At 38.5% G+C, this 23,466-nt stretch carries 28 protein-coding genes; 6 read left to right on the forward strand and 22 right to left on the reverse strand.

Annotation, left to right across the window (positions count from 1 at the left end):
* Positions 1-42: 42 nt before the first annotated feature.
* From AUF14_RS21355 to AUF14_RS21370, 4 genes are all read right to left on the reverse strand, one after another.
* Positions 43-2,610: an ABC transporter permease gene (locus tag AUF14_RS21355; protein WP_016178160.1), complete on the reverse strand. Its 2,568-nt coding sequence runs from the start codon at positions 2,608-2,610 to the stop codon at positions 43-45.
* The gene (locus AUF14_RS21360) at positions 2,607-3,293 is read right to left on the reverse strand and encodes an ABC transporter ATP-binding protein (protein WP_016178159.1); all 687 of its coding nucleotides are present in this window, start codon (positions 3,291-3,293) and stop codon (positions 2,607-2,609) included. The genes AUF14_RS21355 and AUF14_RS21360 overlap by 4 nt, the downstream gene beginning before the upstream one ends.
* Positions 3,294-3,375: 82 nt before the next feature.
* Positions 3,376-4,365 (reverse strand): sensor histidine kinase, encoded by a 990-nt coding sequence (locus tag AUF14_RS21365; RefSeq protein WP_016178158.1) that lies wholly within the window; start codon positions 4,363-4,365, stop codon positions 3,376-3,378.
* The gene (locus AUF14_RS21370; protein ID WP_016178157.1) at positions 4,358-5,038 is read right to left on the reverse strand and encodes a response regulator transcription factor; all 681 of its coding nucleotides are present in this window, start codon (positions 5,036-5,038) and stop codon (positions 4,358-4,360) included. The genes AUF14_RS21365 and AUF14_RS21370 overlap by 8 nt, the downstream gene beginning before the upstream one ends.
* A 180-nt stretch (positions 5,039-5,218) precedes the next feature.
* On the opposite strand from AUF14_RS21370, the gene AUF14_RS21375 reads away from it, so the two are divergent.
* The 4 genes from AUF14_RS21375 to AUF14_RS22665 all read left to right on the forward strand — a co-directional run bounded on the left by AUF14_RS21375 (position 5,219) and on the right by AUF14_RS22665 (position 6,781).
* Complete coding sequence (locus AUF14_RS21375; RefSeq protein ID WP_016178156.1) at positions 5,219-5,587, forward strand: DUF6713 family protein; 369 nt, start codon at positions 5,219-5,221, stop codon at positions 5,585-5,587.
* A 137-nt stretch (positions 5,588-5,724) separates the two neighbouring features.
* Entirely contained in the window at positions 5,725-6,039 is a 315-nt protein-coding gene (locus AUF14_RS21380) for a PadR family transcriptional regulator (protein ID WP_016178155.1), read from the forward strand.
* Positions 6,036-6,620: a DUF1700 domain-containing protein gene (locus tag AUF14_RS21385; RefSeq protein ID WP_016178154.1), complete on the forward strand. Its 585-nt coding sequence runs from the start codon at positions 6,036-6,038 to the stop codon at positions 6,618-6,620. Before AUF14_RS21380 ends, AUF14_RS21385 begins: the two co-directional genes overlap by 4 nt.
* A complete protein-coding gene (locus tag AUF14_RS22665) occupies positions 6,617-6,781 on the forward strand; it encodes a hypothetical protein (RefSeq protein WP_016178153.1) in 165 nt (54 codons plus the stop codon). Before AUF14_RS21385 ends, AUF14_RS22665 begins: the two co-directional genes overlap by 4 nt.
* 89 nt (positions 6,782-6,870) lie before the next feature.
* On the opposite strand, the gene AUF14_RS21390 is transcribed toward AUF14_RS22665, so the two are convergent.
* Together AUF14_RS21390 and AUF14_RS21395 are read right to left on the reverse strand one after the other, a co-directional pair.
* Positions 6,871-7,251, reverse strand: a complete 381-nt coding sequence (locus AUF14_RS21390; RefSeq protein WP_227656420.1) for an FMN-binding protein — start codon at positions 7,249-7,251, stop codon at positions 6,871-6,873.
* A gap of 31 nt (positions 7,252-7,282) precedes the next feature.
* Positions 7,283-7,711, reverse strand: coding sequence for a MerR family transcriptional regulator (locus AUF14_RS21395; protein ID WP_016178151.1), 429 nt, complete (start codon positions 7,709-7,711; stop codon positions 7,283-7,285).
* Between the two features lie 138 nt (positions 7,712-7,849).
* Here AUF14_RS21395 and AUF14_RS21400 point away from each other — a divergent pair, with 138 nt between their 5' ends.
* Both AUF14_RS21400 and AUF14_RS21405 read left to right on the forward strand, forming a co-directional pair.
* Positions 7,850-8,377, forward strand: coding sequence for a GNAT family N-acetyltransferase (locus tag AUF14_RS21400; protein WP_016178150.1), 528 nt, complete (start codon positions 7,850-7,852; stop codon positions 8,375-8,377).
* Positions 8,378-8,463: 86 nt separating this feature from the next.
* A complete protein-coding gene (locus AUF14_RS21405) occupies positions 8,464-9,096 on the forward strand; it encodes a pentapeptide repeat-containing protein (RefSeq protein WP_016178149.1) in 633 nt (210 codons plus the stop codon).
* A 43-nt stretch (positions 9,097-9,139) separates the two neighbouring features.
* Here AUF14_RS21405 and AUF14_RS21410 read toward each other — a convergent pair whose 3' ends face one another.
* The 16 genes from AUF14_RS21410 to AUF14_RS21490 all read right to left on the reverse strand — a co-directional run bounded on the left by AUF14_RS21410 (position 9,140) and on the right by AUF14_RS21490 (position 23,462).
* Complete coding sequence (locus AUF14_RS21410; RefSeq protein ID WP_016178148.1) at positions 9,140-9,751, reverse strand: hypothetical protein; 612 nt, start codon at positions 9,749-9,751, stop codon at positions 9,140-9,142.
* A gap of 191 nt (positions 9,752-9,942) precedes the next feature.
* On the reverse strand, positions 9,943-10,368 hold the full coding sequence (gene spx, locus AUF14_RS21415) for a transcriptional regulator Spx (RefSeq protein ID WP_016178147.1): 426 nt from the start codon (positions 10,366-10,368) through the stop codon (positions 9,943-9,945).
* 504 nt (positions 10,369-10,872) lie between these two features.
* Positions 10,873-12,231, reverse strand: coding sequence for an FAD-dependent oxidoreductase (locus AUF14_RS21420; RefSeq protein ID WP_227131901.1), 1,359 nt, complete (start codon positions 12,229-12,231; stop codon positions 10,873-10,875).
* Between the two features lie 178 nt (positions 12,232-12,409).
* Positions 12,410-12,970, reverse strand: a complete 561-nt coding sequence (locus AUF14_RS21430) for an ECF transporter S component (RefSeq protein WP_016178144.1) — start codon at positions 12,968-12,970, stop codon at positions 12,410-12,412.
* Entirely contained in the window at positions 12,957-13,364 is a 408-nt protein-coding gene (locus AUF14_RS21435; protein WP_016178143.1) for a DUF4430 domain-containing protein, read from the reverse strand. The genes AUF14_RS21430 and AUF14_RS21435 overlap by 14 nt, the downstream gene beginning before the upstream one ends.
* A 667-nt stretch (positions 13,365-14,031) precedes the next feature.
* Positions 14,032-14,352: a PTS lactose/cellobiose transporter subunit IIA gene (locus tag AUF14_RS21440; protein WP_016178142.1), complete on the reverse strand. Its 321-nt coding sequence runs from the start codon at positions 14,350-14,352 to the stop codon at positions 14,032-14,034.
* A gap of 51 nt (positions 14,353-14,403) precedes the next feature.
* Complete coding sequence (locus tag AUF14_RS21445) at positions 14,404-15,336, reverse strand: ROK family protein (protein WP_016178141.1); 933 nt, start codon at positions 15,334-15,336, stop codon at positions 14,404-14,406.
* A gap of 22 nt (positions 15,337-15,358) precedes the next feature.
* Positions 15,359-16,786: a DHA2 family efflux MFS transporter permease subunit gene (locus tag AUF14_RS21450; protein ID WP_016178140.1), complete on the reverse strand. Its 1,428-nt coding sequence runs from the start codon at positions 16,784-16,786 to the stop codon at positions 15,359-15,361.
* Between the two features lie 101 nt (positions 16,787-16,887).
* Positions 16,888-17,199, reverse strand: coding sequence for a PTS sugar transporter subunit IIB (locus AUF14_RS21455; RefSeq protein ID WP_016178139.1), 312 nt, complete (start codon positions 17,197-17,199; stop codon positions 16,888-16,890).
* Positions 17,200-17,217: 18 nt separating this feature from the next.
* Positions 17,218-18,564 (reverse strand): PTS sugar transporter subunit IIC, encoded by a 1,347-nt coding sequence (locus tag AUF14_RS21460; protein ID WP_016178138.1) that lies wholly within the window; start codon positions 18,562-18,564, stop codon positions 17,218-17,220.
* Between the two features lie 29 nt (positions 18,565-18,593).
* Positions 18,594-19,451, reverse strand: a complete 858-nt coding sequence (locus tag AUF14_RS21465) for a Cof-type HAD-IIB family hydrolase (RefSeq protein WP_070504350.1) — start codon at positions 19,449-19,451, stop codon at positions 18,594-18,596.
* Positions 19,452-19,462: 11 nt separating this feature from the next.
* A complete protein-coding gene (locus AUF14_RS21470) occupies positions 19,463-20,440 on the reverse strand; it encodes a sugar phosphate isomerase/epimerase family protein (RefSeq protein ID WP_227131897.1) in 978 nt (325 codons plus the stop codon).
* 13 nt (positions 20,441-20,453) lie between these two features.
* Positions 20,454-20,846 (reverse strand): C-glycoside deglycosidase beta subunit domain-containing protein, encoded by a 393-nt coding sequence (locus AUF14_RS21475; RefSeq protein ID WP_016178135.1) that lies wholly within the window; start codon positions 20,844-20,846, stop codon positions 20,454-20,456.
* Positions 20,847-20,903: 57 nt separating this feature from the next.
* A complete protein-coding gene (locus AUF14_RS21480) occupies positions 20,904-22,007 on the reverse strand; it encodes a Gfo/Idh/MocA family protein (protein ID WP_016178134.1) in 1,104 nt (367 codons plus the stop codon).
* A 28-nt stretch (positions 22,008-22,035) separates the two neighbouring features.
* Positions 22,036-23,118, reverse strand: coding sequence for a Gfo/Idh/MocA family protein (locus tag AUF14_RS21485; RefSeq protein ID WP_016178133.1), 1,083 nt, complete (start codon positions 23,116-23,118; stop codon positions 22,036-22,038).
* Complete coding sequence (locus AUF14_RS21490; protein WP_016178132.1) at positions 23,115-23,462, reverse strand: nuclear transport factor 2 family protein; 348 nt, start codon at positions 23,460-23,462, stop codon at positions 23,115-23,117. Before AUF14_RS21490 ends, AUF14_RS21485 begins: the two co-directional genes overlap by 4 nt.
* Between the last annotated feature and the right edge of the window lie 4 nt (positions 23,463-23,466).

The raw sequence follows: 23,466 nt of genomic DNA on the forward strand, positions 1-23,466 counted from the left end.
AGGCACACTCCTTTTTTATAAGTGTATCAAATTCTGATGCTCTTAGGTTAGGTCATCTCGTAATGCTTCGATTATATTTTCTTTTTTTATTTTCTCGATAGCGTAAAACATCGTAATTACAACGATCAGAAATACACCCAAGATACTGATCCACAGGCTTCCCCAGGGAAAATAAAAAGCAATTTCCGCCCCGCCTTTCGTCATACCTTGATAGATTAGCCATGAAAGAATGCTCGCTATTGGAATTCCTAGTAGCAATGAACGTGAGCCATAAAAGATACACTCAAAAATCATCATTTTATTAAATTCTCGATCTGTCATTCCTACTGAGCGTAGCATCGCTAGTTCTCTTCTTCGCAGTTTAATATTTGTCGAAATGGTATTAAAAACATTTGCGATTGCGATTAATGAAATCATTGCTATAAAAACATAGCTAAAAATATTCACTACAAAAATAGTATTACGGTTCTGTTCAAAGATTTCATTGACGTTATAAAGATCATATTGGGTGGTAATTCCCTCCTGTTCAATGATTTCTTTCATTTCAGTGGTTGACCGTGTAGATTTTTTAGACAGAAAAGTTAAACCGAGGTCTTGAGTAATCCCCTTTGTAGAAAATCGGCTTTTCATTTGATAGGGTGCAACCAGCATAAAAACGTAAGATTTCGTTTCGGATGATTGTCTAGGCAAGGTGTCCATTGGATAAGTATCTGCAAAAGTTACCTTAATATTTCGCTGCTGATCCCAAGCAGGTTTTCCAGAAATTTCTGGTGCAGCAGTCAATGTCAAATCATCCTTAGCAAACAAATCAATCAGCTCTTTTTTCCCATCTACCTTCTTAACTCGCTGTTTTGCCACTGCGATCAGTTTACCGTTTTCGCCCGTATATTCCTCGACCGGCAAATTCAGACTTTTGATAAATTTCAAGTATTCTTTATCCTCAATAAATTGGATATCCATAAATAGTTGTTTCTTAGTGGATTTCGGACTTAACAGCTTCTGATAGTGAGAAGAAAAATCATTTATTCTCACTTGGGTGGCATACTGGATAATTGCTTGGTAAGAGCTACTGGTAATGCCCTCAACCTTTTGAAACCTCTCGTAAAGTCGGAATAACTCATCCTCACCCATTTCTGAGCTAGAAAAAACGATGTCATAATCCGTATCAACCACCGATTGTTTTGCTATATCCTGCAAATAGCTGCCAAATGCACGTGCCGAGACGAACAAAACCACGCTTAAAGCCAGCGAAAAAATGATTGTCCGATAACGCTTCTTATTCCGTTTAAAATTTTTTAAAGCCAATGTCCCTTCCAAGCCATAAATTCGTTTAGAAAATTGCGTTATTCGCACATCCTTTGAGACAATTTTAATCTCATTCGATTGACGAATACTTTCCATCACTGGTGTATTAGCCGCTTTTTTCGCTGGAATTGAAGCTGAGATCAAAATCGTGATTAAACTAATCATTATGGCAGCAAACATCACCGGTAGAGAAAACACTAAAACTAACGGAGTATTTCCATAAAGAAGATTGCTGAAGTTTTTTGCCACAATTGCAATGATGAGTTTGATACTTCCAATCCCCAACAAGATCCCGAACGGAATACCCAACACCCCGATACATAAGCCTTCAAACAAAACAGAATTTTTCAACTGCTTCGGTGTCGCTCCCACAGATGAAAGAATTCCAAATTGTTGCATTCGTTCATTCAATGAAATCGTAAAGGAATTGTAAATTAAGAAGATCGATCCCAACATGATCAAGGCAACCAAAATCGTCCCTATCGAATACAATAACAGATTAAATACCTTATCATCAGATGCTCCCAGAAAACGTAAGACATCGTCATTTAAGCTATATGATCGATTTTTTGCTATGTCATTGGCATAGCTTCTCGCCTTTCTTGGATTTTTTAGTGTAACAAAGACACTGAAGGTATTTATTTTTTCAGTGTTATCAGCACATGTTATCAAGGTGTAGCCCGGAGAGCTTTGCTCTTCAAAACCTGGGCGCTCACAAATCCCAACAATCGTATAGCTTTTTTTCTTTTCCTCAGTTAAACTTTCTTGATTATTCTGTGTGTGATCATAACCGTCATGTTGATTAAGCTGCTTCCTTCCCTGCATTCGTTCACCCAGCGATAATGAAAGCGTCTCGCCAATCGTATACTTTACTCCGCCATTTGCAGCAATGTGTGCAGGAATGACGACCTCATGACTATTTTTCGGCAATCTCCCAGAAAGCAGCTTGACCGGTAATGTTTCAAAGGTCTTTTGGTTGAAGCCAGCAACAAAAAGATAAGGTTTATTAGGATTCTTCCCACCAGATAACCTTCCGTAACCAATATTGGAAAATTTAGTCGTTTCTGATACATCCTTATTCTTGCTTTGTTTTTCAGCAAAACCAGAAGGGGCATCCAAAACTGCAACATGCCAATCCCCATATTTTTGTTCAGAGCCTTTCACCATAAAATTTTGCAACGAAATAGCAAAGGTTGCGACCGCCATAATCATCGCAGTCGACAAAATGACGCCAATAATTGTAACTAGTGTTCGTGTACGATTTTTCAACATATTTTGCATTGTTACTTTATGGAAGATGTTCATGATTGAATCATCCTCTCATCACGAGTCACACGCCCATCAGAAATACCAATGATCCGATCCGCTTGCAAAGCAATATCCTCATCATGGGTCACGACAATCAACGTTTGTCCATATTTGCGATTGCTCATTTTCAACAGTTTGATGATTTCATGTCCATTTTTACTATCTAAACTACCCGTTGGCTCATCCGCCAACAAAACTGCTGGAGCATTCATTAAGGCTCGCCCAACTGAGACCCGCTGCTGTTGACCACCGGACAATTGATTTGGTAAATGATTTTTTCGCTGGTTCAGTCCTAAAAGCTCTAACAATTCACTCAACCACTCTTGGTTAACCTTGCGCTTATCCATCAAAACCGGCAGTGTGATGTTTTCCACTACATTCAATGTCGGAATCAAATTGTGAAATTGATAAATCAGCCCGACCTGACGCCGGCGAAAAATTGCCAACTTCTCATTATTTTGAGCATACACATCCTGCCCATCTAAATACACTTTTCCACTCGTAGGCACATCCACACCGCCGATCATATGCAGAAGAGTTGATTTTCCTGAGCCAGACGCCCCAATAATCGCCGTAAATTCGCCTTTTTCAATCGTCAACGACACATCATTTAGAGCAACGACCTTATTCTCTCCTTTTCCATAAACCTTACTAAGATGCTCGATTTTCAACAGCTCCATTATATGAGCCCCCTTCCTAATGGTTCACCTCTATAATAGAAGCTTTACCTTTCAGCTCGGTGACTTCTAAGTGAGAGATTCGTCACTTTGGAAAACGAATAACAAATAATGCGCCCCCATTTGGATGATTTCTGGCTACAATTGTTCCCCCTTGACGGTGAATGATTGATTGACTCAATGACATTCCAATCCCAAAACCCGTCGTACTACTATTTATCCCCCGATAAAACCGTTCAAACAACCGAGGAAGCTCTGTCTCTTCAAATCCCTTCCCACTATCATGAATAGTTATTTCCGTGAACAAAGGATTGTCCTCTCCTTGAACCTCGATTTTCCCTTTTTCACCAATGCTCTCGATACAATTTCTTAGAATATTTTGCAGAGCTTCTGAAAGCCAAATTCTATCGCCTTGGATCGTTGTACTTGGAGAAATAGTTGTTTCTACCTGAATATCATGTAACTCCAAAGATATCGAGAATGGCCGTAGGGAAGTAGCTATCAGTTCTTCAACGCTGATCGGAACATTTTTAAAATCTACGACTCCAGCATCTAGACGTGATAATTTCAATAGGGCCGTAATTAGGCTGTCCATCTGCTGAAGCATCTCCTCTATTTCTCGTAAATTTTTCTTACACTCCTTTTCATCTGGTGTTGCTTTTGCTAGTGAAAGAAGCAGATTGACTGAAGTCAAGGGAGTTCGCAGCTGATGAGCAATATCCGCTAATGAATCCGCCAGATTCTCTTTTTCCTTTTTCAAAGCTACATTTTGTTCACGAATACGTAAAGTCATTTTAGCGATCTCACTTTGCAAGATCGACAACTCGCCTTCCTCCAGCTCCTCAATAATCAGATGCTCCTCATTATGCAAAACCAAGTCAATTTGATCAGTTAGTTGTGCAATTTTCTGATAACGAACCTTTGTAGAAAAATAGAAAATTCCAGCAAAAATTATTGCAGAAAGGAAGACTAATATACCTGATGTCTGGCTCAAGCTGAAGCCAACAACTGTCAAAATGACCGTGACTGCTGAAAAAAGCCAAGAAGGCCTACGAAATTCTGGATTTCTAAACATTACTGCCTCCTAATCGGTAACCTATGCCTCGAACTGTTAAAATCATCTCTGGATGTGTCGGATCTTCCTCTATTTTTTCTCGTAAACGTTTGATATAAACGGTCAGAGTATTATCATTTACAAATTCTCCTGCCGCATCCCATAGTTCATCCAACAAGCGTTCTCGAGTGAGAATGTTTTTAGGATTGTTCACAAATACCAGCAAAAGACGGTATTCTAAAGCCGACAGAAAAACTTCTTTGCCGTTCTTGCGTACCACTCCACCTGCGATATCTACATAAAGTCCTGAAACCTCAAAAGTGGTTTGCCCATGCCCGCTTTTTCTCAGCGCATTTCTTATGCGTGCTAATAATTCCCTCGGACGAAACGGTTTGATAACGTAATCGTCTGCCCCCATATCCAATCCAGTCACCACACTAGCTTCATCGTCTGAAGCCGTTAAAAATATGACGGGTATTGCTTGCTTCGATTTGATTTCTGTACAAACAGTAAACCCATTGCCATCTGGTAATGAAATATCCACTAAGGCTACGTCAAACTTATTTTTACTCAACAAAGTGAATGCTTCTCTTTTATTTACAGCATGAGTCACAATAAATCCTTCCATCTGCAGCAGAATCATTAAATTTTTGGCGATTGCCTGATCATCTTCAACTAAAAATAAATGTGTCATTTGAACATCCCTTTCTAACAGCCTCGGAAATAAGTGAAGCTAAATGCTCTTTCGTTTCATTTATTTTACCTTAAATACTTGGAAGAGCTATAACTTGGATTTATTTTCTTTCTTTTTCCCGGTCACCTTTATGCTATAGTGATAAAGACAAAGTATAAGAAATGAAAACGAGGTAAAATCATGACAAACTTAATAAATGGTTTTTTTGCACTTGAACTAGGTTTGTTGCTAACCCATGAAATGGATGCCATTCGTCATAAAGAATGGGAAATGTTTATCTTTTTAAAAGATCTTCCTGAAAATACTGCCTATTTGGTCTTTACCTTGCCCCACATTCTGCTGTATGCACTCGTACTCTTTTTTCTTCTATTAAATAATATAACTATTCTGTATGTTGTTGATATTTTCGTCATTTGCCACCTTTTTATACATTTCATTTTTAGGAGGCACCCGAATAATCAGCTGACTGGCTTTTGGTCATTAGTAATAATTAACTTAGCCGGAATCATCGCTGCGGTTCATTTGATTTTGATGGCGGCTGAACGTTAAAACCTCTATTCCCATGAGACTTTCATTTAACCTAGCATTTCAATTTTTTGTATTAATTTTTTACAAAATACGCCTAAAGTCCTATAGTCCCTCTATACTATGTAATGTATAGTATAACGTATAGAGAGGTGTTGTTGATGGATAGTCAATTGAAAAAAGGTTTGATTGAGTATTGTGTTTTGGCCTCATTAGTGGAGATTGATTCCTACGGCTATCAAATCGTTAAGGAGATCCATCCACAGCTTGAGATTACCGAATCGACGCTTTACCCAATCTTGAAAAGGCTGGAAACGAATAAAAAAGTATCGACTTATTCAAAAGTCCATAATGGACGTTTGAGAAAGTATTACCACTTAACAGATCTAGGTTTTGCTAGTATTCAGAAATTTTTACAGGAATGGAACGACGTAGAAGCCGTTCACAACTATATTAAAAGGAGTGTTGAAGAATGAATCGAGTGGAATTTATAAAGGAATTGAGCAATCATTTAGCTTATGAAGTCAGACCTAGCGAAGTCCATCGCTTGATTGAATATTACGATGAAATGATTTTGGATTTAATGGAGGATGGGTACTCTGAACGAGCCGCTGTCAAAAAATTGGGCGATCCTAAGCAACTAGCTTACGAAGCGGCCGGTATTCCGACAGAAGTTCACGTTCCTCGTAAATTTAATTGGCTATGGATCACTTTGTTAGTCCTGGGATTTCCATTATGGGGCAGTTTGGCACTCGCAGCATTTCTTATACTTTTAAGTATCGATATCGTTATCTGGTGTATTCCCTTTACAGGAGCTTGTTTAGCAGGCGGAACGATCATTGGTGGTGTCGCTGCGGCTTTCACTAGTCCATTTGTTCTTTTCGATTCATTCTTTATGGGTGTTACTCAGCTTGGTGCAGGAATGTTCCTATTTGGCTTTGGTCTATTGTGCATGTGGTTGACCTACAAATTTAGTGCTGTGTTCATGAACATGCATCGCAGCTTAATGCGGATCATTCGCCGCAACATTTTCCAAAGAAAGGTGGTCCAAGTATGAAATCTAAGCACTTAATTCCAAAGCTTGCTACTTATCTGATAGGTGCCGGTATTATATTAATGATGCTAGGCTATGCGTTATCCGGATTTTCCTATGACCGCTATCATATAGATTATGATGATCGTCATTGGTACAATGTCGTAGGCTTCAATATTGATTAAATTATAAAAGAAAAGACTGTATAGACAGCATCCATAAAATGGATTTTGTCTACAGTCTGAAAGATCGAATCCGCCTGGATTCGATCTTTTTAGTTATTGTTTAATGCTTTTTCAACTGCCTTCTGAATGACTTTGCTCGAGTTGGTCGCTCCAGAAACAGCATCGATTGTGACCCTCTGCTGTTCCACTATTTTTTCTGGTAATACATCTGCCTTTTTTCCACGGTCATTGTAATGCTCCAGGATCTTTATCGTTTGAAAACGATGATCCTTCACTTCGACTTTAACCTTGGCGCGAATAAAATCTACATCGTGTATTCCGACGTACTCGCCGTCCTCAAGCTGAGTCAGATCAGGTTCACGGATGGTGATTGCTTGTATAGCCTGCTTATAATCAAGAAATCGCTTGTAATAGAATATACCAAACCCGCCTACTAGCACAAGTACGACTAAACCTATCAACAGTATCATTCTCACCTTCTTTGACATTGGCTCCCTCTCCTTATTTCCTAGTCTGGATTTGTTCAAAAATCAGTTCAATTCTTTGATTGAGCACTGCTTGATTTAGTTTATACAGTTCGTGATTTTCGAAAAGCGGCATAACATCCTCCAAGATTTCGATAATTTGGTGAGTCAGTCTGATTCGTTCCTTCATTTCTTTCAAATTGCGTTGCAACACCTCATTCGCCTTATCATTGCACTCTTGCCCTTCAGGTTCGTTATATAAGGAAGTGACTATTCGGATATCCTCTAATGAAAAATCTGCAAACTTCAGTAAAACTAAATTTTTTACGATCAGCAAATCCTCTTGATCGTAATAACGATACCCATTCTCCATACGTCGAGAGGACAAAATTCCTTTTTTGTCATAATAACGCAGTGCAACTGGTGAAACTCCAGTCAGTTTTGAAAATTCCTTAATCGTCCACATGCCGCTCCCTCCTTTTATATCATCCTAACATTCAACTTCAGGTGAAGGTCAAGTGATTTTCATTATAAAATGGACTATTTCAGACCGCTGAATCATGCTACACTAACCACAAGCAACAAAGCTAAAGAGGTGAAGTTCATGGAAAAAATTAAGTTGATCCAACCACAAAAAGAGCATGAAACAGCTATTCAAAAATATGTAGAAGAACATCTTTCGGTTGGCGAAGATTCACTACATGGTTCGTCATTGCTAACAGAAATGGAAAGTTATAGTGCCTGGTTAACTCATTTAGCTAAGCAATCCGACAAAGCTACGGTTACTTCCGATTGGGTTGTCTCGACTACCTTGATTGCCATACGAGAAAATGATCAAAAAATCATAGGAACGATCGATATTCGTCATGAACTAAATGAATTTCTACGCGAATTTGGCGGACATATCGGCTTTGGTGTACGACCTACCGAACGTGGAAAAGGCTATGCTACAGAAATTTTGCGCCTAGGGTTAAAATACTGCAAAATATTAGGACTTGAAAAAGTGATGATCGCCTGCTACAAAGAGAATACCCCTTCAGCCAAAACCATTCGAAAAAATGGCGGTGTTTTGGAGAGAGAATTTATTCACGATGATGGAAAAGAAATCCAAGTATATTGGATCAATTTATAAAAGAATCGGTTTGAATCGATAGTCTCCAATCTGAGGAGATGCTAGAATAGTGATAGACACGACCGCTGAGAAAGGACGGGATTTTCATGAATGCTACGCTGAAAAATCATGATTACTCATTTCGTAAGCTGCAACAGGCTAATTTTCATGACATGACCTTTGAACAAGTAGATTTTTCAAACGCAGATCTGACTGGCGCAAATTTGAGCAACTGTTTATGCATTGATTGTGATTTTTCAGAAGCCATTCTGAAAGATGCGTCTTTACAAGGAACCGATTTTCAAAACAGCCGTTTATGCGAAGCGGATATTTCTGGTGCGAATCTCTACTTTGCGATGTTGGAGCACGCAGATTTGACTGGTATCATTCATGATAAACGGACAAAATTTTTTGACCTTTATTGTCCCGCAGAAGGACCATTCATCGGCTACAAAAAGTGCTTTGATTTTCGGATCGTTCAATTACTGATCCCCGCTGATGCCCGCAGGACCTCTGCGACAAATACCTGCTGCCGCTGCGATAAGGCTAAGGTGCTGACAATTAAGGATATGTATACGAACGAAGATTATGATGAAGCTGTCTCATATGTGGATGGAAATTTTGTTTATCGAGTTGGAGAGTACGTAGTTGCTGAAAATTTCAACCCCAATCGCTGGGCTGATTCCACTGGCGGCATTCATTTTTGGCTGACACGAAAAGAAGCCGAGGGTTATATGTAAAAAAGCCGATCTCGCCATTGTTCTAATGGTAAGATCGGCTTCTTCATTCATTTTTCTTTTTAGGATTCTTTTTTTCTTGAAATAAATCGAGGGTAAATCCTTTAATATCTGTAAGTCGCAGGATATCTTTTAAAGAATTATACTCGTCATACAATTTTTTCTTTTCTTCATTCAACTTATAGGTGGTAACAATCCCTGACATAATCGGAGCGTTAAACATCTTAGCAGAGACTACTCGATGAATCCCATCATTTTGGAGAATATAACAATCATCTTCCTGATAATGGTTAAATTTTATACGATCAGTGCCCTCAAGATTAACTTGTCCAGAATAAAAAGCTTGTTGGGATTCGAGCCCATGTTCTTCTAAAGATCGTAAGTTCTCCTCAATCTTCTCACTTTCTCTACCCTCAGTCGCTATTCCCATAAAAAAATCATAAACGGATGTTCCTTCGATGGTCCAATTTGATTTTATCGCGACAATTTTTTGTACGGGAATATTTTTGCTTAAGTTCTCACTATTTTCTACTTTATCGTAATAATTTTCTATTTCCGTATCTTGAAAGAAATTTCTCTTTTGCAATTGGATGTGCTGTAAACTAATTCCAGCTTTCAACATACGATTAATCGCCTTTTCTTCAAAATTTGTAGTCATCTCTACCCTCCCCTACATTGGAAAAATTATTTTATCACTTTATAATCAGCTTCTTATTATTCTCATTTAGTTAAAACTACACTGAATTCAGAAATCTCAAGTTCAAATAAGATAAGAATGAAATGATAACACCCACAACAATTACAGTCGCAGGTGCCAGTTAAGTTGACTCATTTATGAAAAACAGTTGTCTATGCGTAACGTTTGTTTTCTAAATCCATCTGAATTAAGGTCTCAGTCATTCTTCTCGATGCGACTCTTCGAACTTCGCGTGGAATAAACTGATGAATTTCATCTTCATTGAAGCCGATTTGCAGCCTCAAGCCATCCGTGATAATTGGACGTCTTAATAAACTAGGATGTTTCTCAACGATTGCTACCAACTCATTAAAGGTGATAGTATCAAAATCAATATCTAATTTTGAATAAACTTTTGAACGTGTCGAAATAATGTCTTCTGTACCCGTTTCTGTTAGAGATAAAATTTCTTTGATTTCATCTCTCGTTAATGGTTCAGTCAAGATATTCCTCTCTTCAAACTCCAATCCTTGATTCTTCAACCAAGTCTTTGCTTTTCTACAAGAAGCACAACTAGATGAGCTAAATAATTTAATCATATTATAAACACCTTTCTGAAAAATATTTTCTATCCACTGTTATCTACACCTATTACGATACAGGACATATCATTTGTTGTTAATATAATTTTTAAAAGTGCTTAAAAATATGACTTTGTAATATTCAAAAAAACCACATATAATAACTCTAAAATAGAATAATTATTATTAGGATTCGTCTATAAAACCCTAGTAATCCTCATTGTTTGTTTGATTTATTCAACCAAAAAATCATCTGTTTAAAAAACACAAGTAATTCGCACTCGAAGGTTAAATCATTTATTTCTTCTTAAAAGCAAAATATGATAATATGCTTTTCGAACTCTCATTTGTTTTTTGTTTTGATCCATCTGCACATAAATTTTCTTGCTTGGTTACCGAGCAATAGTTATAAACAGTTGAAGAAATTCTCTCTTGTACAGAAAAAAAGCCACTGAAAAAATGATTTCCCATCTTTTCAGTGACCTATTTTATAGGATATCTATTTAAAAAAATACCTGTACATTACGATTCATTTTCCTGATGAAGAGCTTTTAAGCCCGCCATATTAAGTAAGTTCCAAGGCGTATCAAACTCTGGTTGGAAGAAGAAATCCGCATAAGCTAACTGCTCGATCGTAAATTTTGTTTGGATTGCGATCGAAATCGCATTGATGTTTGCAGTTAAGTCTTTTTTAGACATAATTTGTGCACCTAGAATCGCATGCGTCTTTGGATCATAAACCAATTTAAACAGCATCCGGTCTTTCATATTTGCTGGCACAAAGTCCATCAGGGTGTCTTGATCTAGTAAGACAGATTTCGTCTCGATCTTCAGGCGATCCGCCATTTGATCATTCAATCCAGTTGATGCGAACTTGTAATCAAATACACGCAAGGCCGATGAGCCCTGCACACCAGGGAATGGATAGTTTGCTTCCTCTAAGTTTTTCACTGCATAGCGACCTTGACGACGCGCATTGGTTGCAAGAGCAATATTGACTGTTGTTTGACCTGGATTGTACTGAATCAAAGTCGCATCTCCCACCGCAAAAACATCCTCAGCGCTTGTTCGCATGTACTCATCGGTTTTGATCATGCCATTTGAATGCATATCCACAGCCCCTTGTAACCAAGCGGTATTCGGTCTAACACCTGCAGACATTACAACTAACTCAGCTGGGTATTCTCCCTTATCGGTCACAACTTTGCTGACTTTTCCATCCTTACCGACAAATTCAACGACCTTTTCTTCCATTGCTAAATTCATACCATTATTCGTCATTTCTTTTTCTAAAATATCGGTAAATTCTTGATCAAGATAGAGTCCTAATGGTCGAGTGATAATATCCACCAGCGTTACATTTTTTCCAGCCTTCACAAAGGCTTCTGCCGCTTCTATTCCGATATATCCGCCACCGACAACCACGACATTTTGAATATCGGGATCAACAGAATGAAGCTTCAAATCAATCGTATCTTGACGACCGCGCATGGTTTCTATATTCTGCAACTCATGACCAGGAACCGGCAAAATAAATGGATTTGCCCCCGGGCTTAAAATCAATTTATCATAGGTTTCCTTACGTGTTTGACCGCTAACGTGATCCAACACTTCAACTTCATGCTTGTCAGGTATTACTTTGGTAATTTCAGTATTGGTAAAAACGCGAACCCCGCGTTGTTCCATCTCTTCGGCTGTCATGTAACGAATTGAATTTACGTCTTTCACGACTCCTTCGAGATACATTTGTGTGCCTCAGCCCATAAATGAGATAAAGTCACCTTTTTCGTACCATTGCACTTCCGCTTTGGGATGAGTCAACAGTAACTCTTCGACTGCTTCATAGCCGCCGTGTGAAGATCCTAAAACAATAACCTTCATCAAAAATCCCTCCTGTATAATTTATTTGATACACTTACATTGTAGCTCACTCTCTATAGATAAAGACATCATTTAGCTCACGATTATACAGTAAGGATCTTGCAAGTCTCTAAAGTGCAAAAAGGATAAATCTATGCTGATGAATCATCATAGATTTATCCTTTTGTAGTTATCTCATTCATTTGTTATTCACTCTATGCCATTTTTGAATCGTTTGTGTTAATAATTTTTTCAAAATAGGTGTTAGTAGTACATAGAAAACAACATTTCCAACAGCATGCATTGTATCAACCGGAATTCCAGCTAAATAATAAGGTAAAAACGCTGAAATGCCTAAAAATGGCGCTTGAACTGCCGATATGAAAAAACCAAACAGTATTCCTGTGATTCCTGCATAAACTGCTTGTAATAAAATGCTCTTTTTAAATTGAGGAACTTTTTTTAGTAAACCTGTCAATAAAATAATTAAAAAGTAGGTCACTACTTGAGCAATTGTCCATACCCCCATCCCCATATAAAAATTTGTAATGAGAATAGAAAGCAAGCTGACTAATAATCCTTGATAGGTTCCCCAATAAATAGTGATAATTAATAATATCGCCGTGACTGGCTGTACATTGACAATGAATTGAAAAAAAGTACGACTGACGACACACAATGCGACAAGCATAGATAGCAGGCTTAATTCCTTTACCCCTAGTGAAAATACGGAGTAAACAGTTCGACTAGAATTGTTCAAGCTTGAACACCACTCGATCGTCTTTTTTCAGCGTAACGTCCTTTGCTCCTGAATTTACTTGTTCATCATTAATTGTAAAAACCCAATACTTATTATTTTTAGCATCCTGTGAATGTCCGTCAAGTGAAGTAATCATCCCATCATCATCTTCTACTGAGTAATTCTCTTTTAAGACGTCAAATAAGCTTTGACCCTCCTTGAATGAAACGTCCTTTTTAGATAATTCTTTGTCACCATCTAATAAAGTGATACTTGCTTTTGCTTCTGATCTTTCGCTGCTTGACACTTTTTCTTCCGCCACACTGCTATCTGTAGACTCTGCTTGTTTCGTTGTACATCCGCTAAACAGCATTAAACTTACAAAAAGTGCAAAAAATAAATTTCTTTTCTTCATTTCCATATCCCCCTTGACTTTATTAAATAAAAAGACACCCGGAAAGCATGGGTGTCCAAAAAAACAAATGAAACAAACGACCCTGATATTGCTTGTTCGAATCAATCCACACTAGTGTCTGACTTTGCATTGCGCATTACAGTAGAAAGGGACTGTAAAGGAATTTCACCTTTTTCCTAGTTGTTGATTGAAGGATATTAAGTTTTAAAAGTCGATTATTCTTTTTAATTGATTCTTCATGGCTGCTTATCAAATTTATTTCCCAAGCATTAAAAAATACTAAAAAACCATTCTGAACAAATAAAAAAGCATTGTCTTCTATATTCAAAATAACAGATTTCTCCTATAAAATAAACACTATTGGGACAATCTATAACTGCTATTTGAAGACAAAACAAATAAGTAATACTAAATAGGACAAAATTGCTTTCTAGAACAATAACTATAATTGGAAGTGACTTACTCCACGTCCAGTTAAAAGAGATAACAAGTGCCTATATCAATCTGTATCATTACTCCTTTAGAAGAAACTCTTAGCTATTTATGAGAGTCGTCGTTTATTCATGAAAAGGGAACTGAGTCAAAAGTTTAAAGACTTCTGACTCAGTTCCCTGTTTTTTTAAACTATTTCCTTAGCTTCAAAAATCGTTTACTAAATTACTCATTTTTAGCTTCTTTGCAAATAATCATACAGTCCAATAACCTCTTTAGCCAAATCACAAAAAGCAATAGAGGTCATTAAATGATCCTGACTATGTACAGTCAACAATGTGATCTCTGTTTTTTCTCCTTGAGCTTCTTTCGTTAACATGTCTGTTTGAGAATGATGCGCTTCAACGATGGCTTGCTCGGCATCGTGAATCTTTGACTCTGCTTGACTCATATTCCCTGCTTTTGCTGCTTGGATCGCTTCCATCGCATCACTTTTGGCATTCCCGCTATGAATAATTAAGTTCATTACCGTTTCCAATTGCTCCTGGTTGTTCATTTTGTTTTTCCTCCATCCATTATTTCATTTAGACAATATCGGTAAGAGCTGTCAAACTGTCATCATTTTTAATACTTCGATTACTTGATAAGCTGCACCATATATCCCTGCATCATTTCCTAGACTCGCCTTTCTAATCTGAATGGACTCTCTGATCTGAGGAAAAACAGATTTCTCAAGGGCTTCTCTTAAAGGAACAATAAAGAGCTGATCTGCTTCAGAAACACCGCCTCCAATTACTATTTCTTCTGGGTCCAACGTATTTACGATACCTGAAATAGCTTTAGCTAAATAATTGATTGTTATTTTCAGTGTTTCTTGAGCAAATTGATCTCCTGTTTCAAGCAATTCAAAAATTTCCTTTGCGTTGCTAACAATTGTTCTATTTGCTAATTGATTGAAGGTTTTTACCATACCATTGGCTGACCCATAGCACTCGAGACAGTTGACATTTCCGCACCCGCAAACTCTTTTTTCAGTGGAAACAACTGGAATATGCCCGATTTCACCTCCAGAAGAGTGATGACCATTGATGATTTGCCCATTAACTATAATCCCGCCACCAACCCCTGTTCCAATCGTGATAAATACGATATCATTCAATGGCACATCTGTGCCTTTCCAAAATTCTCCTAGTGCGGCCGCATTCGCATCATTCAGTAAAACGACAGGTACATGTAACGCTTGTTCAATGATGTTTTTTAGCGGAAAATTGCTCCAGCCTAAATTTACCGCGCGTTTTACATGAACATCATCTACTGGGCCAGGAACACCTATACCAATCCCCATGAGATTTTCAAGTGATTCTCCTGCTTGGCTGAACTTACCTTTTATACTATTCACTATTTCATAAGGAATATGACTACCGTTATCACTAATATTCGTGGAAATCGACCATTTTTCAATTAGAACTCCTGCCATATCCAATAAAGCTAATTTTATTGCTGTTCCACCAATATCAATACCAATTATTTTATTCGGCATGGGACATCCTCCTATATCTTTTTTATGAATCAATTTCGTTACTGATTTTGTAATCAGCTTCTGTCTTCCGGTTGAACAAAAACAACCGTGTGATCAAGACCATTTCGACTAAAAATAGAGCCAACAAGAAAATGAACCCGGATTTCGATCCATTTATTACTGCTCGGACAATATCATCAGAATATTGAGATTGACTTTTTGAGATAATCGCAGCAATAATCGAAGTTCCTGCGGCTCCGGCAAATTGTTGAAACGTCATAATGATGGCATTGCCATTTGCTTGATAATCATCACTTAACTGTCTCAGCCCATTTGTCATCAGATTGCCAAATGAAAAGCCAATTCCGATCGTAAAAAGAAAATAAAGTCCGCCGATTGCCAAATTACTCAGCGAGTCACAAAGAACTGTAAAGAGTATCAAAGACAAAGTAATAATGATACATCCAAATAAAATTGGTTTTTTTGGCCCGAATCTGTCTAAAAGGCGTCCGCCTAAAGGGGTGAATAATGAACCTAGGATCGCTCCTGGAAAAACAACAAAGCCGGAAACCTGTGCACTACTTCCATTTACCACTTGTATATAATTAGGCAAAATAAAGACTAAGCCCATCAATACTAATTGCATAATGAAAAAACAGATGACATGCATAGAATAAGACAGATTATTAAGTAAACTAAAATCCAAAATCGGATTCGTAATTTTTCTCGAGCGTATAATTAAACCAGTTAAGCCGCAAATACTCATAATGAAGGCTCCGATAACTTGAATAGTTAAGAAGCTGTAATTTCCCATATTGCTAAAACCGAGAATTGAACCGATAAAGAAGACTGCAATCGCGATCAAACTGAAAAAATCAAAAGAAGATCGTCTGACTTCGCTTTTTTGTTCGATTGTCATTATTCCTACAATAAGAGTGAGAATCATAACGGGAATGATCAGGATAAAAATAAATCGCCAACCTAGTCCTGTAACGACTAAACCGCCAAACGTAGGGCCAATCGCTGGTGCAATTGCCGGAATCATCGTGCCTACGCCCATCATCGTGCCCATTCTTGAAGCTGGAACTTGCTCCAAAATAATATTGAACATTAATGGTAAGCCGATTCCTGTACCAATTCCTTGCAGCACACGTCCGATCAGCAATACTGAGAAAGTTGGTGCTGCCGCATCAATGATTATCCCAACCGTAAAAAAGCAAAGGGCCATTAAAAATAAAGTTCTATTTTTGAAGGAGCGCTTCAAAAATCCAGATAAGGGAATGACGATAGCAAGAACTAATAAGTAAATAGTAATCATCCATTGAACTGTCGCAGTATTTACGTTGAACTCTCGACTTAATGTTGGAAACGACACATTCATTGCAGTTTCTACCAAAACCCCGCAAAAGGATAAAATTCCTGTAGAGATGACAGCACCAACGACTTTTGCTGTTAATTTCTGTTGTTTCATTTTTTTCTCCATTTCTAAAAATCAGTAAAACATCTATTTGAAAGATAGCTTACTAAAAAATACGTTTATAAAAACGACGACTGATCCAGTCGCCGCTTTACTTAATTTTCCACTAATGAAATTGCCTGCTGCAGCACTTTCACACCGTTCATTGTTCCATAAGCCGACATATCAATAATGGAAACAGGAATTTTCCCCTCAACCATTTCTTTCACCTGCTTTTCCTTGAAACGGACTTGAGGACCTAATAAAACCACATCTTTGTCTGCTAGATGATTTTTCAGATCATCTACAGGTCGCGCATCCACGGTTGCTTCGATTGCTTGCTCAGCACCGGCCTTTTCAATTTTTTCAATTAGAAGACTTGTACTCATTCCAGCATTACAAACTAACAGAATATTGATTTTCTTCATTATTCGTTCTCCTTTACACTATTCTACAATCGAAGTTTGGTTCTCGATATCGATTTCTTCTACATGCTCTTCTTTGGCTTGAAGCGTTTCTTGTTCGCGTTTATATTCAAGATTGTCAGCCATTTTGAAGAATGGGAAATAAATACCTGTGGCTACAACGACACACAGAAGTTGCGCCAGCATCATACGCCAACCACCTGCAATAATTGCGTTAACAAAAGTCGGTGTTCCCGTTGGTAGCTGCGCGCCAATCATGCGTGGAACAAATCCAGTTGTAATCGCTAAATAACCTATTAATCCTGTAACCAAAGGTGTCACAACTGTTGGAATCAAGAAAGTTGGATTCAAACAAATCGGCGTTCCAAAAGTAATTGGCTCATTGATTCCAAAAAAGGTCGGTACACTTGTAATTCGACCAATATTCTTGTACTGATCGCTCTTAGCGAAAAAGATAAAGCAGATAGCGAGTCCTAAGACGCAGCCGCCCCCACCAATTTCTAAAAAGACAGAAGTAAAACCAAAATCAACCAAATTAGGCGGTGTTGTTCCCGCTGCTGCGGCATTCATATTCTCAATCGTCATTGTCTGAAGGATTGGTGCATACACTCCGAAAATGATCGCCTTGCCGTGGATACCGAACCACCAGAATAAACCGATCAAGGCATATGCCAGCATGACTCCTCCAACAGAACCGCCGATTTGTTGGATCGGTACCTGGAGAACACTATAAACTAAATTATGAACGCTACCAAAACTAGTGAAGGTAAAGCCCCATGAAATCAATGACATAATAAAAGTAATAACAAAAAATGGAATAATAGAACTAAAAGATTTTTCTACAAAGCTAGGAACACTGTCCGGCATATGAATAGTGATATTATTTTTAATAAACCAACTATAAATTTTCGCTACTAGCAGCCCAACAATAATCCCAACAAACATTCCCTTGGAACCAATATAATCGAAACTAATAAAATCAACGGGACGAACAGTATCATGAACCTGCTGCTCAATTGTCGAAAGCGGAGTCAACAATAGGAATGAGATGATTCCTAATACTCCTGGAAACATGCCCTCAATATCGTAGGATTTCGCCAAATTGTAAGCAATAAAGTAAACGACGATTAACCCCATGATATTGCTTGTGAATACTCCCGGTAGTAACAACAATGTCTTCAATCCATTACCTTCAATGAAGCTTTGATACCCAGCAAAGGGTAAATTAGCGATTAGTGTGCACATTGCGCCAGTGATACTTGCAGGGATTGTCATAACCATCCCTTTACTTACTGCTTTCAAATAGCGATTATCAGAAACCTTTTCAGCTGCCAACTGTAATTTCCCAAGGTTGTCGATAAAACTCATAATCAAGTCTCCTTTTCATTTAGTTTGTCCTATACAAAGCGTACGATTGCCTTCCCAACACCATTTGCGTCATTCGTGTCTGTCATATATTTCGCTTGTGCCTTTACTGCTTCAATCGCGTTCCCCATTGCAACTGTATAGCCAAACGAATCACTCAACATTCCCAAATCATTGTAGCTATCTCCGATTGTCATCACTTCATCCAAATTGATTCCCTTACTAGTGGCATACTGCATAATTGCTTTTCCCTTGTCAGCTAGTGGATTAGTAATCTCCAGATTAATATCAAAAGAACCGGTAGCATTCACTGGATATTTTTTTCCCAGCTTCATCCGCAGGTCTGCAATGAGTTCTCTCTCCGTTGAAAAACTGATGATTTTTCCAACCTTGTAGTTTTTCTCAATTAAATCATCTACTGATTCAATACGTTTTATTTCTTTGTATAGGAAATGATCCTCTGCACTTGCATAAGCTTCTTCATAGGAAATCTCAGGATGAAAATTAATGATTTTTGTCGCTACTGCATCTTTACATATTTCTTCATCACTTAAGGAAAAAGAGCCGCCTGTTGTGTATAATTCGACAAATAATCCATTACTCATCAATTCTTCAACAATCTGTTTTACGACGAAATTATCAAGATACAAGCTCTGAACGATTTCTCCTTGAGCATTTCGCAACTCGCTACCGTTCATCACCAGGTAGTTGCACTCAATTCCTGCCTCTGCTACTTGCGAATGCGCATCCTCGTAGGACCTTCCTGTAGTGATGATGAACTCGATCCCTTTATTCTGAGCCATTTTGATTGCTTTAGAATTAGCTTCAGAAATAGCGTGATCGTTGCTGACCAGTGTGCCATCCATATCAGATGCGATCAGTTTAATCATCTTCTCACCTGCTATCCGATCACATTCTTTAATAATGCTTGATGTCTTTTGACCTGTTCGATACTGTCCACTTCCATGTAATCCTGAATGTGACGATTGCCTTCATACTCGCTGCAGATATAGCCGTTATACCCGGCATTTTTCAATGTAGTAATTACGTCATGGTAAGGAATGCTAGTTTCTTGAAGGTCCTCTGTAATATCGTAGAATTTTCCGTGAATGTGAGAAATATATGGCATATTGTTCACTAGAATTTCTGGGTCTGTATATACAAAGTGTCGGCAGAACTCTGCGAAGGCTTTGTCAGCTTCCGTCGCATTTTTCATTTTTGATACGCTTTCAAAAGTTTCATCGCGATTAATACCTTTTTCATAGTTATCGCTCACTAATTTGATAATTTCTGGTGTCCCGCCTTTACGAATATAAGCATCTTGGAAAATCGATCCGATCCGTTTCGTGAAGATGCCAAAGTCCGGCATAATGCTGAACCATTTCGTTCCGCTTTCCTTAATGTAATCCAAGCGTTCTTCAAACCAAGGAGTGCCAAAGGTAAAGGGTGCGTGAACCTCTAAGGCAATCTTGACATTGGCTTCCTCTGCATAAGGCAAGCTTTGTTTTACCACTTCTAAAGGAGTTGATACTAAGGTTCTTAGTATTTTACAGCCTAAACGATTCGCAATTTTTAAGTCTCTCTTCATCATGTCAACATTTTCCGAAGTCGTCAACATCCGATTGGCAAATAATTTATTATCTAAAAAAGCATCATAGGCGACCGGCTCTACTCCGTACTTTTCAAGCCATTCGTGCCATTGTTTGACAAAATCATCAGAAATATTCGGGAAAGTCGGCAGCATTTGTTCTGGCAAAAATTCAATTCCTGTAGCACCTGTTTTTGCGGCTTCCCGGATACAATCCTCAAGGGTCATTTTGCCGGTATAAAACTCATCTTGGTAACTGTAAAGTGATACTCCGCGTTTGATTGTACTCATCATTTCATCTCCTCTATGCTTCTAGCACCAATACTTTTTCATCATCGCCGGTATTATTAAATGGTAAGTAAGAAATCCTCAAACTTACAAAGGCATGTACCTTGTGCTCGCCCTCCGATAAACCACCGGGCTTTTTCACAAAAACAGTGATCGTCTCAATCATTTCCCAACGATGATTGATGACCGTCGGCAATTCTTCAAATGTAAAGGTTTCACCTTTTACTGTAATCAGCATATCTTCGTTAGCGACTTTTTCATCATCAACTGTTAGATCCAAAACTTCCACACAACTCATGGGAATCCCTCGGTAATAAGGAACTCTTAATTGAACCTCGTACCCGGTGATTTGATTATTCTCGCGCACGTTTCGAAACCCTTCAGGATTCACTAAATATTTTTCAAACATTCTTTTGCCTCCTTTATAAGTCCTGCCGTAAATTGGTCTTACAGCAGGACATTTGATTTATAGTTTTACTTCGTTGCCTGTTTCAGCAGCTTTATAGATGGCATCTAAAATCTGCGTTACTTTAAATGCTTGTTCCGGTTTTACCAATGGTTCAGTATCATTGATGACCGCCTCCAACCATTGTTTGGCTTCGATTTTTTCTGGATCAGAGTCGCCGCCTTCAAAGAATGCGATGTTGCCGGCAGTACTGATATTTTCTTCCGTCAACAAGCCATTTTTCGAACGATTGTAGGTCAATTGATTAACTGGATAACTCATACCCGCGTCGATTTGTGCACCGGCTTTGGTTCCGCATAAGGTTGTTGCCGCTTCCTTTGATTCCAAGACATTTAATGCCCAAGAGGCTTCTAGGAAAATTGTCGAACCGTCCTTCATCTTAATGAACCCAAAAGCCGAATCTTCTACTTCAAAGCTTTCAGTATCCCAAGGTCCAAACAAGTTCCCTGCCTCTGCGCCAGGAAGGTTTCCTAATTTATTGAAGACAGAACCAGTTACCGATTCAACCTCATAGTTGTCCATCATCCACAAGGTAATATCTAGCGCATGAGTCCCGATATCAATTAATGGACCACCGCCCTGCTGTGACTTATCTGGGAAAACACCCCAAGTAGGAACTGCTTTTCGTCTGATCGCATGGGCTTTGGCAAAATAGATTTCTCCTAGTTCGCCATTTGCACAGGCTTCGTGAAGGGCTGTAACTTCACTTCTAAAACGATTTTGATAGCCGATGGTAAATTTCTTGCCGGATTTTTTCCAGGCATCCATCATTAATTGTGCGGCTTCTGGTGTATGAGCCATTGGTTTTTCACAAAGCACGTGCTTACCAGCTTCAAAAGCTGCTACAGTAATAGGACTGTGACTGACATTTGGGGTACAAACATGTACGATATCGATTGATCCGTCTTTCAACAGCTCATTGTAATCTTCATAATATTTTGCATCAGCAGAGCCGAACTCTTCCGCCGCTTTTTTTGCCCGATCTATCTTAGTGTCACAAAATGCGACAATCTCGCATTTATCACTTTGACTTTTTAGTGCTGGAAAATGTTTATTGTTCGCAATCCCACCGCACCCGATAATTCCGATTCTTACTTTTTTCATGTCTGTTCTTCCTCTCCATTTCTTTCTATTAGTTACTTGAATAATCAATATCCAAGTTGACACTTTGGTGATATCTCGCTGAAATACGGATGGCATCTAAGACCTTCATCAAGTCGAAAATTTGCTCCGGCTGAACCACTAATTCCGCTTTTCCTTGAACATATTGATAGTAGTTATCGAAAAACATTTGATGGTTGACAGAAACCTCAGGTAATTCTTCCTTCAAAATTCTGCCTTCTGGAGCCGGTCCAAAACTGCGCGTCGGTCCGGCATGAGTCATTGTGATCTGCCCTGGCACATTGCTCAACAAGGCCGATGTTCTGGTGATTTCGCCTTTAGGATTGAAACCGTCTATTTTGGCACTTCCTTGATTGCCACCAATAAACCAATGACGCTCAAACCAGTTTTCTGAACTATTTAAAAAATACGTTCCTAATTCAATCTGAGCGTTTACACCATTTTCAAAATACAGCTGGATGTTAAAATAATCATCCACCTGCTCGTTAATGACGTTACGCACATTGGCATAAACAGTTTTTAATGGTGAGGATACCATCCACAGAATCTGGTCAATCAAATGAACACCCCAGTCATAAAGCATTCCACCGCCAAATTCCGGATAAATATGCCAATCATGCATATTTCCATTAAAGCCGTAAAGAGAGCTTTTGATGGTATACATCTCTCCTATCAGTTTTTGATCATAGACTTCCTTGGCTACACGATAGTCGTGATCCCAACGACGTTGATGATGGACGGTAAAACGAACCTGTTCTTTTTCTACGATTTCTAACATCTGCTCTACTTCAGCGGCGTTCATAGCAAGAGGCTTCTCACAGATAATATCCTTCTTTGCTTCGGCTGCTTTAGTTACCATTTCCAAATGAAGTTGATTTGGAACCGCGATAATAACCGTATCAATCGAAGTATCTGCTAATAGCTCCTCGGCTATTAGGTATGTGCTGACCCCTTGCGGAGCGTATTTCAATTGCGCTTCATTCACATCACAAACTGCTGCTAACTGCGCATAATCAAGTTTCTTGATGGTTTCTGCATGGGTCTGACCCATAAAGCCGAACCCAAGAATTCCAATAGTTAATTTCTTGCTCATCCTAGTTTCCTCCTATCAAAATAATCCCAATGCTCTACAAATTGTTCATCCTTTATCCGATACAAATCAACAACATGAGCCTTTGTTTCTTCTTTGCTATCAATGCTTCGTGAAAAGACTACTGCGTATTCTTCATCTAGAACGACGCGATCAACAGCTAATCGAAAATACTCATCCGAAGAGAATTTTGCAGAAAAGGCTTTCACCAATCCGTTTCTCCCCTGCTCAACGCCAGGATTGTGTTGACAATAATCAACTGCGATTAATTGATTTGCTCTTTCTAACTGCTGCTGATTAAAAAATCCCTCATAGAAATCAACTATCTGTTGTTTGGTAATAGCCATTGTT

Origin of the sequence: Enterococcus avium (assembly GCF_002891025.1) — a bacterium.
GTDB classification, from domain to species: domain Bacteria; phylum Bacillota; class Bacilli; order Lactobacillales; family Enterococcaceae; genus Enterococcus_A; species Enterococcus_A avium.

Bases quoted from the DNA above. Each gene is read 5' to 3' on its own strand.
- AUF14_RS21355 (WP_016178160.1), bottom strand. From the start codon at position 2,610: ATGAACATCTTCCATAAAGTAACAATGCAAAATATGTTGAAAAATCGT.
- AUF14_RS21360 (WP_016178159.1), bottom strand. From the start codon at position 3,293: ATGGAGCTGTTGAAAATCGAGCATCTTAGTAAGGTTTATGGAAAAGGA.
- AUF14_RS21365 (WP_016178158.1), bottom strand. From the start codon at position 4,365: ATGTTTAGAAATCCAGAATTTCGTAGGCCTTCTTGGCTTTTTTCAGCA.
- AUF14_RS21370 (WP_016178157.1), bottom strand. From the start codon at position 5,038: ATGACACATTTATTTTTAGTTGAAGATGATCAGGCAATCGCCAAAAAT.
- AUF14_RS21375 (WP_016178156.1), top strand. From the start codon at position 5,219: ATGACAAACTTAATAAATGGTTTTTTTGCACTTGAACTAGGTTTGTTG.
- AUF14_RS21380 (WP_016178155.1), top strand. From the start codon at position 5,725: ATGGATAGTCAATTGAAAAAAGGTTTGATTGAGTATTGTGTTTTGGCC.
- AUF14_RS21385 (WP_016178154.1), top strand. From the start codon at position 6,036: ATGAATCGAGTGGAATTTATAAAGGAATTGAGCAATCATTTAGCTTAT.
- AUF14_RS22665 (WP_016178153.1), top strand. From the start codon at position 6,617: ATGAAATCTAAGCACTTAATTCCAAAGCTTGCTACTTATCTGATAGGT.
- AUF14_RS21390 (WP_227656420.1), bottom strand. From the start codon at position 7,251: ATGATACTGTTGATAGGTTTAGTCGTACTTGTGCTAGTAGGCGGGTTT.
- AUF14_RS21395 (WP_016178151.1), bottom strand. From the start codon at position 7,711: ATGTGGACGATTAAGGAATTTTCAAAACTGACTGGAGTTTCACCAGTT.
- AUF14_RS21400 (WP_016178150.1), top strand. From the start codon at position 7,850: ATGGAAAAAATTAAGTTGATCCAACCACAAAAAGAGCATGAAACAGCT.
- AUF14_RS21405 (WP_016178149.1), top strand. From the start codon at position 8,464: ATGAATGCTACGCTGAAAAATCATGATTACTCATTTCGTAAGCTGCAA.
- AUF14_RS21410 (WP_016178148.1), bottom strand. From the start codon at position 9,751: ATGACTACAAATTTTGAAGAAAAGGCGATTAATCGTATGTTGAAAGCT.
- spx (WP_016178147.1), bottom strand. From the start codon at position 10,368: ATGATTAAATTATTTAGCTCATCTAGTTGTGCTTCTTGTAGAAAAGCA.
- AUF14_RS21435 (WP_016178143.1), bottom strand. From the start codon at position 13,364: ATGAAGAAAAGAAATTTATTTTTTGCACTTTTTGTAAGTTTAATGCTG.
- AUF14_RS21440 (WP_016178142.1), bottom strand. From the start codon at position 14,352: ATGAACAACCAGGAGCAATTGGAAACGGTAATGAACTTAATTATTCAT.
- AUF14_RS21445 (WP_016178141.1), bottom strand. From the start codon at position 15,336: ATGCCGAATAAAATAATTGGTATTGATATTGGTGGAACAGCAATAAAA.
- AUF14_RS21450 (WP_016178140.1), bottom strand. From the start codon at position 16,786: ATGAAACAACAGAAATTAACAGCAAAAGTCGTTGGTGCTGTCATCTCT.
- AUF14_RS21455 (WP_016178139.1), bottom strand. From the start codon at position 17,199: ATGAAGAAAATCAATATTCTGTTAGTTTGTAATGCTGGAATGAGTACA.
- AUF14_RS21460 (WP_016178138.1), bottom strand. From the start codon at position 18,564: ATGAGTTTTATCGACAACCTTGGGAAATTACAGTTGGCAGCTGAAAAG.
- AUF14_RS21465 (WP_070504350.1), bottom strand. From the start codon at position 19,451: ATGATTAAACTGATCGCATCTGATATGGATGGCACACTGGTCAGCAAC.
- AUF14_RS21470 (WP_227131897.1), bottom strand. From the start codon at position 20,440: ATGAGTACAATCAAACGCGGAGTATCACTTTACAGTTACCAAGATGAG.
- AUF14_RS21475 (WP_016178135.1), bottom strand. From the start codon at position 20,846: ATGTTTGAAAAATATTTAGTGAATCCTGAAGGGTTTCGAAACGTGCGC.
- AUF14_RS21480 (WP_016178134.1), bottom strand. From the start codon at position 22,007: ATGAAAAAAGTAAGAATCGGAATTATCGGGTGCGGTGGGATTGCGAAC.
- AUF14_RS21485 (WP_016178133.1), bottom strand. From the start codon at position 23,118: ATGAGCAAGAAATTAACTATTGGAATTCTTGGGTTCGGCTTTATGGGT.
- AUF14_RS21490 (WP_016178132.1), bottom strand. From the start codon at position 23,462: ATGGCTATTACCAAACAACAGATAGTTGATTTCTATGAGGGATTTTTT.